17 protein-coding genes and 1 tRNA gene are annotated in these 15,113 nt (G+C 36.4%); 2 read left to right on the top strand and 16 right to left on the bottom strand.

The annotated features are described in order from the left end of the window. Positions 1-42: 42 nt before the first annotated feature. Together PND65_RS04800 and PND65_RS04795 are read left to right on the top strand one after the other, a co-directional pair. The gene (locus tag PND65_RS04800; protein ID WP_271990847.1) at positions 43-780 is read left to right on the top strand and encodes a TrmH family RNA methyltransferase; all 738 of its coding nucleotides are present in this window, start codon (positions 43-45) and stop codon (positions 778-780) included. 101 nt (positions 781-881) lie between these two features. Beyond that, positions 882-1,094 (top strand): helix-turn-helix domain-containing protein, encoded by a 213-nt coding sequence (locus PND65_RS04795; protein ID WP_015535323.1) that lies wholly within the window; start codon positions 882-884, stop codon positions 1,092-1,094. Between the two features lie 14 nt (positions 1,095-1,108). Here PND65_RS04795 and PND65_RS04790 read toward each other — a convergent pair whose 3' ends face one another. The 16 genes from PND65_RS04790 to PND65_RS04715 all read right to left on the bottom strand — a co-directional run bounded on the left by PND65_RS04790 (position 1,109) and on the right by PND65_RS04715 (position 15,076). Then, positions 1,109-1,900, bottom strand: a complete 792-nt coding sequence (locus PND65_RS04790) for an HAD-IIB family hydrolase (protein ID WP_271990849.1) — start codon at positions 1,898-1,900, stop codon at positions 1,109-1,111. A gap of 16 nt (positions 1,901-1,916) precedes the next feature. Continuing rightward, positions 1,917-2,468, bottom strand: a complete 552-nt coding sequence (locus PND65_RS04785) for a nucleotidyltransferase family protein (protein WP_271990851.1) — start codon at positions 2,466-2,468, stop codon at positions 1,917-1,919. Next, complete coding sequence (locus PND65_RS04780) at positions 2,458-4,734, bottom strand: xanthine dehydrogenase family protein molybdopterin-binding subunit (protein ID WP_271990853.1); 2,277 nt, start codon at positions 4,732-4,734, stop codon at positions 2,458-2,460. The genes PND65_RS04785 and PND65_RS04780 overlap by 11 nt, the downstream gene beginning before the upstream one ends. Position 4,735: 1 nt before the next feature. After that, positions 4,736-5,188 (bottom strand): (2Fe-2S)-binding protein, encoded by a 453-nt coding sequence (locus tag PND65_RS04775; protein WP_271990855.1) that lies wholly within the window; start codon positions 5,186-5,188, stop codon positions 4,736-4,738. Further along, complete coding sequence (locus PND65_RS04770) at positions 5,172-5,948, bottom strand: FAD binding domain-containing protein (protein WP_087319810.1); 777 nt, start codon at positions 5,946-5,948, stop codon at positions 5,172-5,174. The genes PND65_RS04775 and PND65_RS04770 overlap by 17 nt, the downstream gene beginning before the upstream one ends. A gap of 114 nt (positions 5,949-6,062) precedes the next feature. After that, positions 6,063-6,824, bottom strand: a complete 762-nt coding sequence (locus tag PND65_RS04765; RefSeq protein WP_271990857.1) for an ABC transporter ATP-binding protein — start codon at positions 6,822-6,824, stop codon at positions 6,063-6,065. Then, a complete protein-coding gene (locus PND65_RS04760; RefSeq protein WP_035400398.1) occupies positions 6,821-7,789 on the bottom strand; it encodes a FecCD family ABC transporter permease in 969 nt (322 codons plus the stop codon). The genes PND65_RS04765 and PND65_RS04760 overlap by 4 nt, the downstream gene beginning before the upstream one ends. Next, entirely contained in the window at positions 7,789-8,775 is a 987-nt protein-coding gene (locus PND65_RS04755) for an ABC transporter substrate-binding protein (protein ID WP_271990859.1), read from the bottom strand. Before PND65_RS04755 ends, PND65_RS04760 begins: the two co-directional genes overlap by 1 nt. Before the next feature lie 13 nt (positions 8,776-8,788). After that, positions 8,789-9,124 carry a winged helix-turn-helix domain-containing protein gene (locus PND65_RS04750; RefSeq protein ID WP_081683606.1) on the bottom strand — a complete coding sequence of 112 codons (336 nt, stop codon included), beginning with the start codon at positions 9,122-9,124 and terminating at the stop codon, positions 8,789-8,791. A 75-nt stretch (positions 9,125-9,199) separates the two neighbouring features. Then, on the bottom strand, positions 9,200-9,688 hold the full coding sequence (locus PND65_RS04745) for a nucleoside-triphosphatase (RefSeq protein ID WP_271990861.1): 489 nt from the start codon (positions 9,686-9,688) through the stop codon (positions 9,200-9,202). Positions 9,689-9,743: 55 nt separating this feature from the next. Next, positions 9,744-11,024: an adenylosuccinate synthase gene (locus tag PND65_RS04740; protein ID WP_271990864.1), complete on the bottom strand. Its 1,281-nt coding sequence runs from the start codon at positions 11,022-11,024 to the stop codon at positions 9,744-9,746. 190 nt (positions 11,025-11,214) lie between these two features. Then, positions 11,215-11,289 (bottom strand) — tRNA-Trp (locus tag PND65_RS04735). Between the two features lie 79 nt (positions 11,290-11,368). Further along, positions 11,369-12,484 carry a polysaccharide deacetylase family protein gene (locus tag PND65_RS04730; RefSeq protein WP_087158674.1) on the bottom strand — a complete coding sequence of 372 codons (1,116 nt, stop codon included), beginning with the start codon at positions 12,482-12,484 and terminating at the stop codon, positions 11,369-11,371. Between the two features lie 40 nt (positions 12,485-12,524). Continuing rightward, on the bottom strand, positions 12,525-13,598 hold the full coding sequence (rseP, locus tag PND65_RS04725) for an RIP metalloprotease RseP (RefSeq protein ID WP_087158675.1): 1,074 nt from the start codon (positions 13,596-13,598) through the stop codon (positions 12,525-12,527). A 12-nt stretch (positions 13,599-13,610) separates the two neighbouring features. Continuing rightward, on the bottom strand, positions 13,611-14,381 hold the full coding sequence (locus PND65_RS04720; protein ID WP_271990867.1) for a phosphatidate cytidylyltransferase: 771 nt from the start codon (positions 14,379-14,381) through the stop codon (positions 13,611-13,613). After that, positions 14,378-15,076 (bottom strand): isoprenyl transferase, encoded by a 699-nt coding sequence (locus PND65_RS04715; protein WP_087158676.1) that lies wholly within the window; start codon positions 15,074-15,076, stop codon positions 14,378-14,380. Before PND65_RS04715 ends, PND65_RS04720 begins: the two co-directional genes overlap by 4 nt. Between the last annotated feature and the right edge of the window lie 37 nt (positions 15,077-15,113).

Below are 15,113 nucleotides of genomic sequence, written 5' to 3'. Positions count from 1 at the left end.
AGCCCAATACAAATCTATGGCAATTCATGGTACAATGATTTCATGAAATATATTGAATCAACACAGAACAAACAAATCAAAGAGCGCGCTAAACTGTTACAAAAAAAAGAAAGAGATAGAAGCGGATTATTCCTTGTAGAAGGTCATCATATGATCGAAGAAGCCATGTCTGCAAACTGCCTAAAAGAAATCTATCTGCTGGAAGGCGAAAATAATTTCACTGATCTTGAACCTATCTTTTGTTCCCAGCAGGTCATCAACAAGCTTTCATCGCAGAATTCCGATGCCAAAATAATTGGAGTTTGTACAAAACCTGATATTCAACCCGAGAAATTTGATGTTGTTTTATTATTGGATGGCATTCAAGATCCCGGCAATGTTGGAACAATCTTAAGAAGCGCTTATGCATTTGGAGTAGACTATGTATATCTATCCAAAGATTGTGCAGACATCTATAACCCTAAAACTCTACAATCAAGTCAAGGCGCTATATTCCATATTGGAACCATGAACACAGATCTATACGATACCATCCGTTTTTTGCAGATCGAAAACACGACCATTTATGCTACAAGCCTTCATGAACCATACAAAAATTTACAGGAAGTAAAACCTAAATTGCCTTATGGTCTGGTTTTGGGAAATGAAGGAAAAGGAATTCGACAAGATATCTTGAACATTTGCGATATGAGCATCAAGATCGAAATGGACACTTTTGAATCTTTAAATGTTGCAACAGCCTGCTCGATATGCCTATATACACTTAAGCACGCTTCATGAAACCTCTATCATTTGACGTCAAATCGTACAGTTTTCAGTCCAATTTGACCTAATTTTCAAAAATTTATTTCCAACCATATATAATGAATTAGGGGATATTTATGAAATTGAAAAGGATAAGAGACCTTAGAGAAGACAACGATTTGACTCAAGCCGATATCGCTAAGTATCTAAATGTTACTCAAAGAACCTATTCAAGGTATGAAAACGATGATAGAGCGATTCCCCTTGAACAATTAGTAAAACTTGCTGAATACTATAATACAAGCGTTGATTATCTACTCAACAGGACAGATAAAAAAGAGCCATATTAAAAAAGATGTACAAGTCATTCGTCTTGCACATCTTTAAACCAGCCAAATTTCTGGCAGGCTTTATAAATTCCGTCCTCTACATTGGCATCCGTCACATAGGATGCCTTTTCTTTTAATTCTTTGCAAGCATTTCCCATAGCGATGCTTGTCCATCGTGGATCAAACATGACCATGTCATTGTAGTCATCTCCAAACACGACAACATCTTCTAGATTGCCTTTTAAGATCTTCATCATATCGAGGATTCCCTGCTTCTTTTCATCATATTGAAACATCAAATACTCTTCAACAAAGCGAAGGTGACCTAATGTATCTTTTAACGTTAGTTCATCTTCTTTTTCTTTTGAGATCGAAATATATATTTTATAGATTGCTTGTAAGGCATCATAATCCAAAGCTGGATCAATGATATAATTGGTTGGTTCTTTTCGTGGACCACACTGTTCTCTAAACAAATCATTCTTGGAGTATACATCAATGGAATCATCAAGCATCAACAATACACCATAGCCAAGTTCTTCTGCCTGTTTGATCACACCCTTTGCTTTATCTAGATCAAGAGGAATATTGTGAATGAGCTGATCATCAATAACCAGAGCACCGCCACCGGCACACACCATATCGCTTAATTCGACATCATGCATAAAACCAACAGCCTTATAATGCGCCCTTCCTGTGGCAATAGCCACAAAATGACCTGCCTCTTTTAATTTTTTCAAAGCCACTCTAGCAGAAGGAACAACTTCTTTTGTTTCACGATTTGTCAATGTTCCATCAATATCAAAAAAGAAATATTTTTTATGCACTATATACCTCCTGTCTTTACATTAATGTATTTAAATCTTCCCGTGTATCAATATCTACGATTTCCAAGGCATCACAAGGTACAGAAACAATTGATTTTCCTTTGATCAGCTGTTTTGCACCTCTGTGATTTTGTAAATGCTTTAGATCATCCAAATATTTGGTTGGAAAGATCATCGGATTATAGAAAATATGATCGTATTCTAAGGCTATGATATCTTCATGATTGGCAAGCTCAACCATCTTTTTGATCGTATCTTCCTTTAGAAAAGGCTGATCCGATACCACAAACATGATCGCATCACTTTGACATTGCATACTCGCTAACTTTATTGAGTAACCAATCCCAAGATCAGGTGCATCATTCATAATGATCTCAAAGCCATATTCTCTTGCGATATCTGCAATTTGATCATACTGTGTCACCACATATACATGCGAAAATAAAATTGGATCAATTTTATCTAAAAGATGTCGGATCAATGGTTTACCTTTAAACTCACAAAGAAGCTTATTTCCGCTAAACCGTCTGGCATTCCCTGCAGCCAATACACAAAGATCAATCTTCATCTTTTTTGAATAAAACTTTTTCAGGTGTAATTGGAAGTGTTCTCACCTGGAAACCTGTAGCATGTCTTACGGCAGAGGCAATGGCTGGAGATGGTGTATTGATGACAACTTCCCCAATGGATTTTGCACCAAATGGGCCATTATCCTCATAGCTAGGAATAAAATCTACACGAATCGTCCCTACATCCAAACGCGTAGGAATCTTATATTGAAAGAAAGAATTATTTATCATCTTTCCCTTATCTGAATACTTGATATCTTCAAAAAGTGCCATTCCGATTCCCTGGGCAATTCCACCCTCAGCCTGAACTCTTACTAAGTTGGAATTTATGATTGTTCCACAATCCACTACACTGACATAATCATGTACAGAAACAGCTCCTGTTTCTTTATCTACATCTACTTCCGCAATTCCGACCATGAATGGAGGTGGTGAAGTTTTAGAAACATGTGAACCTGTCGCAATCAAATTACGTCCCTTTCCTCCGGCAAAACAAGTGTGCGCAAAATCTTTAAGTTCCATCTCTTTGCCATCTTGAACAGAAACAATTTTCGATCCATCAAAAGTAATATGATCTGCTTCTATCTGCATAAGTTCTGCCGCCATTTGCACGATCTTGCCTTTTAATTCTTCACAGGCTTTTACAACCGCAGTACCTGTTAAATATGTCGTGCTGGAAGCGTATGAACCTGAATCATAAGGCGAAGTATCTGTATCTACACCATTGGTAATGATTTGATCAATATCACAATCCATACATTCAGCCATGATCTGTGCCAGGATCGTATCACAACCAGTACCCATGTCCGTCGCACCTATAGATAGAGTATAGAAACCATCATCCTGCAGCTTAACTTCTACACTGGCTAGATCGACATTTGAGATACTTGATCCCTGCATAGAACATGCAATTCCTAGACCACGTGTAAAATCACCCATATCTCTAACTAGCGGTTTATTTTTCCAGTCGATCATTTCCATTGCCTTTTCAATACATCGATCAAGGGTACAGCTGTTAAGATATTCATTGTAATATTGAGGAAGTGTTTCTCCTTCATGGACAACATTTTTTAAACGCAACTCAGCTGGATCCATATTTAACTCATCAGCAAGCTCATTTACGATTGATTCAATGGCAAACAAACCTTGCGTTGCACCATATCCACGATAAGCGCCCGCCTGCATCGTATTGGTATACACAACATCATATACAAAACGACTTGCTAAACAATGATTATAAATCGGTAAAGACTTATGTCCGGAAAGCCCAACCGTCGTAGGGCCATGTTCTCCATAAGCTCCTGTATTGGATAATGTATAAAGATCGATTGCCTGAATGATACCATCTTTGGTTGCTCCCAAACGAACCTTCATCTGCATCTCATGACGAGAATTAGAGGCTATAAATGTCTCATTACGTGTATAAATGACTTTAGCCGGTCTTTTTAATTTCCAGGTTACAAAGGCATTAAAAATTTCACAGCATGCTGTTTGCTTGGCACCAAAACCGCCACCAATTCTTGGCTTTATCACACGAATCTTAGATTTAGGAATATCTAAGGCATTTGAAAGAATGCGTCGAACATGGAATGGAATCTGTGTTGAACTTACGACATTCAAACGGCCATATGTATCGATATAGGAGAATGCTCTAAAAGTTTCCATCATCGCCTGGGCATTGGCTTTTGTATGATATGTTCTTTCCAAAACTACTGCGCTATTCTTCAAGACATCTTCAACATCTCCATATACACTTTCACCATGGGCACAAAGATTACGTTTTTGATCCGTTCCCACATCACAAAGTGTTCTAAAGTTGTCTTCTTCATGAACTTTGATTGGGTTATCCAAAGCTTTTCTAAAGTCTAAAACAGGCTCTTTGATCTCATAATCCACTTTGATTAGTTTTAGAGCTTTATCCACACAATCTTCATTCTCACCGGCAACAATAGCTACTTCATCTCCTACATATCGAACCACTTCATCTAAGATTTTTCGATCATAAGGACTTGGTTCTGGATATGATTGACCAGCCAGGGTAAAACGAATATCCGGAACATCTTTATATGTATAGATAGCTGCAATGCCGGGAACTTTTTTCGCAATATCGATATTAATGTTCTTGATCCTTGCATACGCATGAGGGGAACGTAAAAGCTTTACGATCAAACAGTCTTTTGTCGCAAGATCATCGGTATAAACCGGTTGCCCGCTCAACAAGGCATAGGCATCCTTTTTCACAATAGGTTTTCCAATTGATTTCATCCTAGGCACCTCGATTCAAATACTTGGTAATCGCACGCATCTGTGCCATATAACCAGTACAACGGCATAAATTTCCTGCCAAATAATTCTTGATTTCTTCCTCACTTGGATTCTTTAACTCTTTTTCCATTGCCAATACATTCATGATCAAGCCTGGTGAACAAAAGCCACACTGCTCAGCTCCTTCATTTGCCATAAAATTCGCAAATACTTTGGCCTCTTTTTGCAAACCTTCCAAAGTCATAATTGAATGATTATTAGCTCGTGCAGCCAAGATACTACAAGATAAAACCGGTTTTTCATCCATCCAAACGGTGCATAAACCGCAGTTGCTGGTTTCACACCCTCTTTTAACACTGTAACATCCGTGATTTCTTAAAAAATCAATCAATAATAGATCACAAGAAACATCATCTTTGATCAATTTCCCATTTACCTTAATTTGTACCTGCATCCTGTGATTCCACCTTTCTTAATGCACGCGCTGTCAATACTTTGACCAGATGACTGCGATACTCTTTAGATCCGCGCATATTGGATCCACAAATAACCTTATTCTGGATCATAGAAGCTACTTTATCAATATCATCAATTTCAACATCATAGCGAGTCGCTACACCCGGTCTGGCTCCTACACAAATATGATATTGATTTGATTTAGACACCGCCACATTCAACACAGAAATATCTGTTGCGGATCGTCTTAAACACACAAAAGCACTCTTCCAATCATTCTTCTTGATCGTTATATGTGTAATGATATCCCTTTGAATATTTGATTTAGAAAACTCCTGAATGCTCATTTCACCTGCATGATATAGATGTACACTCGCATCAAGACACATCAAAGCACAAAGGACATCGGAAAAGCCAAAGCGAGAAAAAACACTTCCTCCAATCGTTGCCAAGTTTCGCAACTGCACACCTACAATATCTTTAAGGGCATCATGAATTACATTCCCCGTTGCCTTATTTAATTGTTCATGTAATTCTAATTCTCTTAAAGTAACCATAGCTCCGATCTTGAAACAATCTTCTTTTTCTTCGATTTGATCAAGACCTAAACTTGAAAGATCAATGGCCTCAGGCACGACTTTATCTTCCATTTTCAACCAGATCATTCCACCAATGATACAGTTTTTAGGATTCTTCATCAAAGCAGCATATGCTTCATCAAGAGATTGAGCACATGTATATTTTTGAATTTTTAACATATTATCCTCCTATGTCGATCATACCATATTTTAATGATATCATTTATACCTGTATAATTGAATAAAATCATATGAAAAAAACATGCAGTCACAAGACTACATGTTGATTAACACTTATCTATCCTCAAATTTCCAATAAATTAAATTTGAATTTTTATCATACGCAAAATGATTTGAGAAGAGTTGATTATAAATTTCACAGAACTTTTCAATGAACTCAAAATCTTTTTTTTCAAGTGTATCAAAGATCTTTCCATCTTTCATAAACACGATTTCATCGGCATATCGAATGGCTAAATTGGGATCATGTATACTGATAAGAATCATCTTATCATCTGTTCTTAATATTTTGATTCGTTCCATAAACCGATATTGTTTTTCATAATCCAAGAACGTGCAAGGTTCATCCATGACCAGGATATTTGCCTCTTGAACGATCGATCTGGCAACATAGCATAACTGGAGTTCTCCACCACTGATCTCAAACATAGAACGCTCCTTTAAATGTTCCAATCCAAATTCTTTCAAAGCGTTTAAAGCTATATCATAATCCTTATCGGATGGTGTTTGATAACTGGGTAAAAACCGTGTCCTTCCGGCAACCACAAACTCTAAGACCGAAATATGATCGACCAGAGTTTTGATTTGTGGTACGTAGCTAAAAATTTCTGCCAAAGATCTTTTATCTAGATCATTGATCAAACGATCTTGAAAATAAACTTTTCCATCATAAGGTATCAGCTGCAACAAACATTTGATCAACGTTGTCTTTCCACAACCATTTTCTCCTAGTAACATCACGATCTTACCTTTTTCAAGATGTAGATCAATATTAGACAAGATTGAATGATAACGTATATTCTCTAATCGAATCATATGACCTTTTTCCCTCTTCTGAAAATGATTGCAAGATAAAGTGCTCCAAAAAAACTTGTAACGATGCTGATAGGAAGTTCGATCGTAAATAAACATCGAGCAATATTATCACACCATAACACAAAAACAGCTCCAACCAAAAATGTCAGTACATAATTTTTTGAAATGGGCTGATTGGTCCACAAGCGAATCATATGTGGCACTAACAAGCCTACCCAGCTAACTGGTCCGGCAACGGAAACAACACTGGAAACTAATAAGATTGAAAAAATCAAAGCTCTATTTCTTATCTTCTTTACATCGACCCCCAGTGTATTTGCCTCTTGTCCAAAGCCTATGATCTGTATTGACCAACGCAACCGATACAAAATAAATACACTGATTAAGATAAGTACAAAACATATCAATAAATTTGACCAGCTGGCGTCGGCAAATCCTCCCATTAGCCAATATTCAATACTAGGAAGTTGTTGATAAGGATCGGCTACGATTTTAAAAGCCATGATCAGTGATGTAAAAATAGCCTGTACGATAATACCCGAAATTAATAAATTCACAATTTCATTGCCTTTTGAACGTCGTGTTAAAAAATATACCAGAAACAAACTTAACAACCCCCCTATAAAGCTAGAAAGTTCAATCATTAACACATCATTCAAAAATAGAATTCCTAAAATCGCACCAAGCGAACAACCACTGGTTGTTCCAATGATATCAGGACTAGCTAAACTGTTTTTAAATATCGTCTGAAAAACCATTCCTGCTATTGATAAGGCTCCACCGCAAAGACAAACTAAGAGAATACGTGGTAAACGTATATTGTATAATAGGCTGTTCGCAATTTTATCTCCTTGAAAACAAAGTGCTGAAAATGTCTCGTTGATACTAAGACCATAACGTCCTAGAAACAAAGATACGAATATGCTTATACACAAGATCAGCAACCACGTCTTCGCATTTTTCATTATAATGCCAGATCCTGTGCCTCAGGCGTAAAGCCATAGAATTGTTCATAGAAGGCAACAGATTCTGCTTCAACATCATCCATAGAAACCAGCTCAGGATGTAAAATTGATGCAGCCCATAATTTACCTAAACAACTTGAAAGTGATGGTGTATCCCATGTTTCAAGCGTACTAGGGAATACATAAACATGATCATTTTGTACGGCTTGAAGTTCCTTTACTCTTGCATCATTTTTAAAATCATCTGCACTTAAAGAACCTGCTTCAATAAATACATAATCTGCATTTGCTGCCAACAATGTTTCGATATCGATATTTACCCAGCTGCTTCCTTCAGCATCAATCGCATTATCTGCCTGTGCATAAGATAAGATTTCTCCTTGATACATATCATCTGTTGCACAAGTTAATAGATCAGATCCTGCAAAATAAACAGTTGGTTCTTCCTCAACTTCATCAAGTTCATATTTTTCTAATAAATCTTCTTCATACTGTTTATATTCATCGACTTTATCTTCACATCCCATTACTTTACCAATAATTTCAACAGCTTCTTCAAAATCATCCGCTGTTTCCGGTTCTAAAAGTACAACTGGAATATCTAATGCTTCTAATTCTTCAACATAACTTTCAAGACTGACTGGTAAGAAAACAACATCTGGATCTGCCTTGGCACATTCTTCAACATTGAACATCTTTTTATTTCCTAATTGAGGTAAATCTAAAATCTCTTCTGCAGCCTTGGCATAAATTGGACGAGTCTCTGGTTTCATTTCAATTCCAGTCAACTTATCCTGCTGCTGCAAGCCAATCATGATCGTTGTTGTGATGTAATAGCCGCTAGCTGCTGTTTGACAAGGTTCTTCAAATGTAACTTCACGACCTGCCTGATCTGTAATGGTCAATGTCGTATCCTGTGGTTGTCCCTGGCAGCCAGCCAATAAAAACATACTTAAACATAGACCTGCACTTAGTAATTTTTTCATAAACTGTCCCTTCCTATTCTGTAAAATATTTTTGAAACGATATTTCAGCTTGTCTTTCTATTTCCAACATCATGGATCGATATTTTCGCATTAGTTCTTTGCCTTGAGCCGTAATAATAGTATGCCCTCCATCAGCACCTCCGCTTTTACTTTCAAATAAGACAATTCCAAGATCTTGTTGGGCCCTTTGGATAATTTTCCAAGCTTTTGAACTCGACATGTTCATAGCTTTGTAAGCGGCCGAAAGCGAACCGGTTCTCTCGACTCCTTCCATCAACTCAATTACACCTTTTCCAAAACTGGCTTCCTTTTGTCCAATGCGCACCTTAATATCATATTTCAAAAACATCACCTCGTTACTCTCACTTGAGATAAACGCTATAATCAGTATATATAATTATAGTAAAAAAGAAAAGAAGTATTTCTACTTCTTCATCGCCCATAATGTTTCGATCGCTTTCTTTACTTCTTCAAAATCACAATGGTCTAAATCATATACGATCACTTCAGGAAGATGCTTGATTTCTTTGATATAAGATATATCGATTTTTCTACACACGCCCAAGACATTAGGATATTCTTTGATTTTCTTTATCAATACATCTAGATATTTTCTTTCATCTCTTTCCAGGAATCCAATTTCATCTAGTATCAATAAACCTGAATTAGAATGTTCTAAGATTTCAACGCCAAAATCATCAAACACACCTTTAACAACCTGTTTACCATGTGAAAATAGAATATCATTGCGTTCTAGACTGATTAAAGAATGAAGATAAAACCCTATTCTTTCACCGTTTTCAAAATATGGTAATGTAATATATCCACTACAAGGCACTTGATTTTCCTGAATGAATTTTTGGATCAATGTACTTTTTCCAATCTGTTTAGATCCTGTTAAAAAGACCTTCATATAATGTTCCTTTCTATCTCTAAAATCAAAAAGGAGCTTTACGCTCCTAAATGAATTATTTTATATCATGAACATAAATATTATTCACACGATCTGGTCCCACAGAAATCATAGAAACTCGAACATTTGTGAATTCTTCAATAAATTTAATGTAATCCAGACATTCTTTTGGAAGTTCGTCAACACTAGACATCTTAGAAATGTCTTCCTTCCAACCTTTAAATTCTTTATAAACAGGTTTCGCTTTCGCAACATCTGCCTGATCACTTGGAATATAATCATAGACTTTTCCATCAATTTCATATCCAGTGCAAACTTTCAGCGTATCCAAACCCGAAAGAACATCAATTTTTGTCAATACGATATCTGTTAAACCATTTAACATGGCAGCATGTTTTACAACCAATAGATCTAACCATCCACAGCGACGAGGACGTCCTGTTGTTGCCCCAAATTCAAAACCATGTTCACGAATCCAAGCTCCCTGTTCATCTAATAATTCAGTTACAAATGGACCTTCTCCAACACGTGTTGAATAAGCTTTAACAACACCGACAATCGTTTGTAAACGACTTGGTGCTACACCTGCTCCGGTCGTTACACCTGCACTGGTTGGTGAACTGGAAGTTACAAATGGATATGTTCCATAATTGATATCCAACATACAAGCCTGTGCTCCCTCGAATAAAACTGTTTTATCTTCATCAAGAGCTTTATTGACCATGCTTGTCGTTTCTTTGATCATTGGTACGATGCGATCATGAATTTTTTCAAAGTCAGCAACCATTGAATCATAATCCATAGGCTCTGCACCATATACCGCCGTAAATAACTTATTTTTAAAATCTAAACACTCTTTTAAACGCACTTTAAATGTTTCAAAATTAATAAATTCATGGAAACGAATTCCACGGCGTGCATACTTATCTGCATAACAAGGACCAATTCCTCGTTTAGTCGTTCCAATCTTACTGTTGGCAGCCTCTTCTTCAAGTTGATCTTGATAACGATGATATGGCATTAACATTTGTGCTCTATCGCTGATTACGATATGATCACACTTTAATCCACCTTCTTCAAGCTGCTGCATCTCTTCTAATAGAACAAATGGGTTACAAACAACACCTGGTCCAATTACACAAGTTGCTTCTTCATGAAGAACGCCACTTGGCAATAGATGCAACACATACTTCTTGCCGTTTACGATAACCGTATGACCTGCGTTATCTCCACCTTGGAAACGGACAATCATATCTGCTTTTTCTGCTAATACATCGACGATTTTTCCTTTACCCTCATCGCCCCATTGGGTTCCAACTACTACTTGGCTAGACATATGAGCCTCCTTTAAATGTGTCTAGAAACACAACACCTAGATTATAAATAATAAGTTTTTATAAGTCAATTTATAGACCAATTTTCTCTCATGTATTTACAATTTGTTCCATTTTGTTACAAAAGCTTTAATTCATTCGAAATAAAAAAAGACGAAGTGTTATCTTGTAACATTTCGTCATAATTACTACTGGCAGGGGCAGTAGGAGTCGAACCCACATCAACGGTTTTGGAGACCGCTATCTTAACCATTGGACGATGCCCCTAAGTGCTTGTTTATTCTAGCATAGAATAGATTATGTTTCAATCCTAAATTTGAAAAAGTCATAAACAAGCCTCCTTAGTTTAATACGTGATAACATTTTTATCGTATACATTCCCTAGCATATCCTGTTTATTAGCTGGAATCACAATTGTATTAGGATCACCATCAGATATATACTTCGTTGTTTCCAATGTAGTAAAATTCATTTCTATATCAAAATCTTGACCGTTATTATCATAAGCTCGGATACGTTTAATAAAAGCTGGATTAAATTGATTACTATAAGGAGAATAATCCGCCTCCCAAGCTACCTGTAACATCGATTGAGTTGTATATTGTTTGCCTTTATATAGTCCACTTTGAATATATGGTATCATTTCGTGATCATAACTATATGGTGAACCAAAAGGTAAAGCAACGATATTCACATATTGTCCAGGAATGATTTCGTCCAACATAGCATAAACACTTCCAACTTCCTGCTGTGCTATCTGCCCATCTGTCGTAGTAAAATCAACATGTGAATAAGTATGATTGCCCACATCATATCCATTTTCAACTAACCATTTTATAATCTGTTCATTATATTCAGGTTGTCTAAATAGACCTCCATTTACAAAAAATGTAGCTGTTACATTAAAGTCAGGATATTTCTTTTTGAAACTTTCTAAGATTCCGACCGCACAATTGGGATCTATATTAATATTTCCTTCTTTATCCGTTCCTGTGACCAAAATATTGTTTTCTAATCCATCATCAAAAGTAAGACAGATAGGACTTTTACCTGCTTCTACATCTATATTTCCATTTATATAGTCATTGAGTCGTATCATACGATAGCCATTATCATAATAGAATTGTAAATCTTGACGAAAAGCTTCGGCTGTTCTTTGATATCCGTCTACATCTACATTTCCGCCAACATAACCTGTTTCATTACTTGGTATATTATGGATGCCATGATACATCATAACTGGAACATTCCCTAATTCATCGACTACATATTTTGTGTAATCTTCTTTGGATAATTTATTTTCCTTTTTTGATTCCTGCTTCTCCCCAACTTTTTGTTCACTTACAAATAAAGTATCCACAATCATAAATACTACCTTTACAAACACACCTAAGATCAATAGAAAAGCACATAATAATATTAATAGATTTCTTCTTTGTTTCTTTCTGTTTATTTTTGCCATATAAGTATTTTATCACAACAAGTAAAAAAAGTAGGCATAATTACATACCTACTAATCTTAAAATATCATTGTATGTTGCAAAGATCATCAATCCTAGTAAAAGAACAAAACTAATCATAATAACATTCTCAACCAAAGCTGTATTGATCTTTCGTCTAAGTATCTTTTCAATCAACAAGACCAATACTCGACCACCATCCAGTGCTGGTATAGGAATCAAGTTAAAGATACCAACATTCACTGAAATCAAGCCGACCAAAGAAAGATATGCATTCAATCCCATCTCAGCTGTTCTAGCAGTAACATTCAAAATTCCCACTGGCCCAGATAATTGATCTAAAGCTTGTCCAGATAACAGAAGCCCAAGAGATTGGTAAATTTCAACAGTTGAATCCCATAGATCCTTCGTACCTTCCACAAAAGACATATACCAAGGAATTGGTTCTAAATATGCTGCAACAATATAGCCCAAAGTATACCCTTGCGATTCTTTATCATATTCCGGTGTAATCGTCGTCTCAAATTCCTGCCCATCACGTGAAACGGTTATTTCCAATGTATCATGATGCAACTGTACGAATTTTAACAAGTCATACTGTGTTTCTGGTTTGATTTCTTCACCATCGGCTCTAGCGCTTATAATTTCATCATCTTTTTGCAAGCCTGCCTCACTTGCTGGCGAATTCTCGATCACTTCATATACAACTGGTAACGGATCCGATTGTCGATATCCATTTGCCAATGAGATGCCAATAAAAATGACCCAAGCCAATAAAAAGTTCATTATAACACCAGCCAACATAACCAGAGCTTTCTGATATGTTGGTTTAGAAGTTAATTTACGATTTTCAGGAACTTCTTTTAACCATTCTGTTTCATCATCTTGTGATCCGTCTTCTTCTCCTGCCATTAACACATAGCCCCCAAAAGGGATAGCACGAATGGAATACGTAGTCTCTTTCCCTTTCTTCTGATAAAGTACAGGACCCATTCCCAGAGAAAACTCATGACAGTAAACACCAAAATGTTTTGCGACAAGCATATGTCCCAGTTCATGCACTACTATAATTACACTCAATAATACGATAAATGCAATGATACCGAGTATACTCATTTCATCAACTCCTTATACGATCAACAATACATGTAAGATTCCAAACAATAAAATATTCATCATCAAAGAATCGACTCGATCCAATACACCTCCATGACCTGGAAGTAGATTTGAAAAGTCTTTTACTTTATTGCTTCGCTTAATTGCGCTAAAACACAAGTCTCCTAATTCCGCTACAACTGGACATAGACAGCATAATAATGTATTTAAATAACCATTCAATGAATCCGCATATAGGAAACTTACTATTAAGCTTAACAGAAATCCAAAAACAATTCCACCAAAAAAACCTTCCCAGCTCTTCTTTGGAGAAATTCTTGGGTTCATCTTATGCTTGCCAAAATAGCTTCCAACAAACCAAGCACCTGTATCAGAACCATATGTTGCAAATACAATGGTCCAAAGATACATATACTCAGCCACCAAGTATCCAATAGCGTGATAGATCAAAGAAAATAAGATAAAATACGTTAAGCAGTAATAGCTATCCGGCAACGAAAAATTCTCAACAAATACCGGAAGGGCAAAGAAGAAACAAACCCCTAAAGCATAAATAATATATGTGTAATGCTCAGGGATAAAACGCGTCAAGATCACTAAGACAACCGTAAGTGGGTATACATATACCGGCCATGAATTAAAATCACGTCGAACATGCATCCATTCAAAAGCCGTTGACAACAAGATGAATAGAGCCAATAGCTCAAGCAACCAGCCTCCAAAGGCAACTGGCAAGGCGACAACCAAGATGATGGCTAATGCAGTCATTACTCGAGTCTTCATTTTGTCAACCCTCCAAATCTACGATCCCTGTGCTTAAATTCTTCAATGCACTTGACCAACTCTTCTTTATTGAAGTCTGGCCAGGCAACAGGTGTAAAGATCAATTCCGAATATGCAAGTTGCCATAATAAGAAATTTGAGATCCTAACTTCACCACTTGTACGAATCATTAAATCTATATCTTCTGGAACGAATAAATATTGACTAAAATCTTCCTCTGTTAGATTATTTTTTCTTCCATTTTTTACTTCATCCGCATATTTTTGTATGCCTAACAATATTTCTCTTCTTGAACCATAGTTGATTGCAAGACAAAGTTCTAATCCTGTATTATGTGATGTATCATTCACTGCACGATTTATCACTTTTTGTGTATCTGAAGGGAATCTTTCTAACTCACCGGCAAAAGTAACGCGAATATTTTTTTCCATTAGTTCCCTGATATATTTATTAAAGAACAGGCCTGGTAATTTACATAAATATCCGACTTCATCTTCCGGACGTTTCCAGTTTTCCGTTGAAAAAGCATATAGGATCAGTTTTTTTACACCTAATTCATTTGCCGCCAAAGCCACGGTTCGAATCGTATCCGCACCTTGTTTATGACCTGCTGTTCTTGGCAATCCTCTTTGTTTTGCCCATCTTCCATTGCCATCCATAATGATTGCAATAGTTTGAGGAATATTGTCGTTCATCTAAAAAGCTCCCTTCTTAAAAAAACCCAATCAAGAT

The sequence above is a fragment of the Faecalitalea cylindroides genome (genome assembly GCF_028321995.1).
Taxonomy (GTDB): Bacteria; Bacillota_I; Bacilli_A; order Erysipelotrichales; family Erysipelotrichaceae; genus Faecalitalea; species Faecalitalea cylindroides.
Note: the sequence above shows the minus strand (reverse complement) of the source record. Positions and strands in the feature narration are given on the sequence as shown.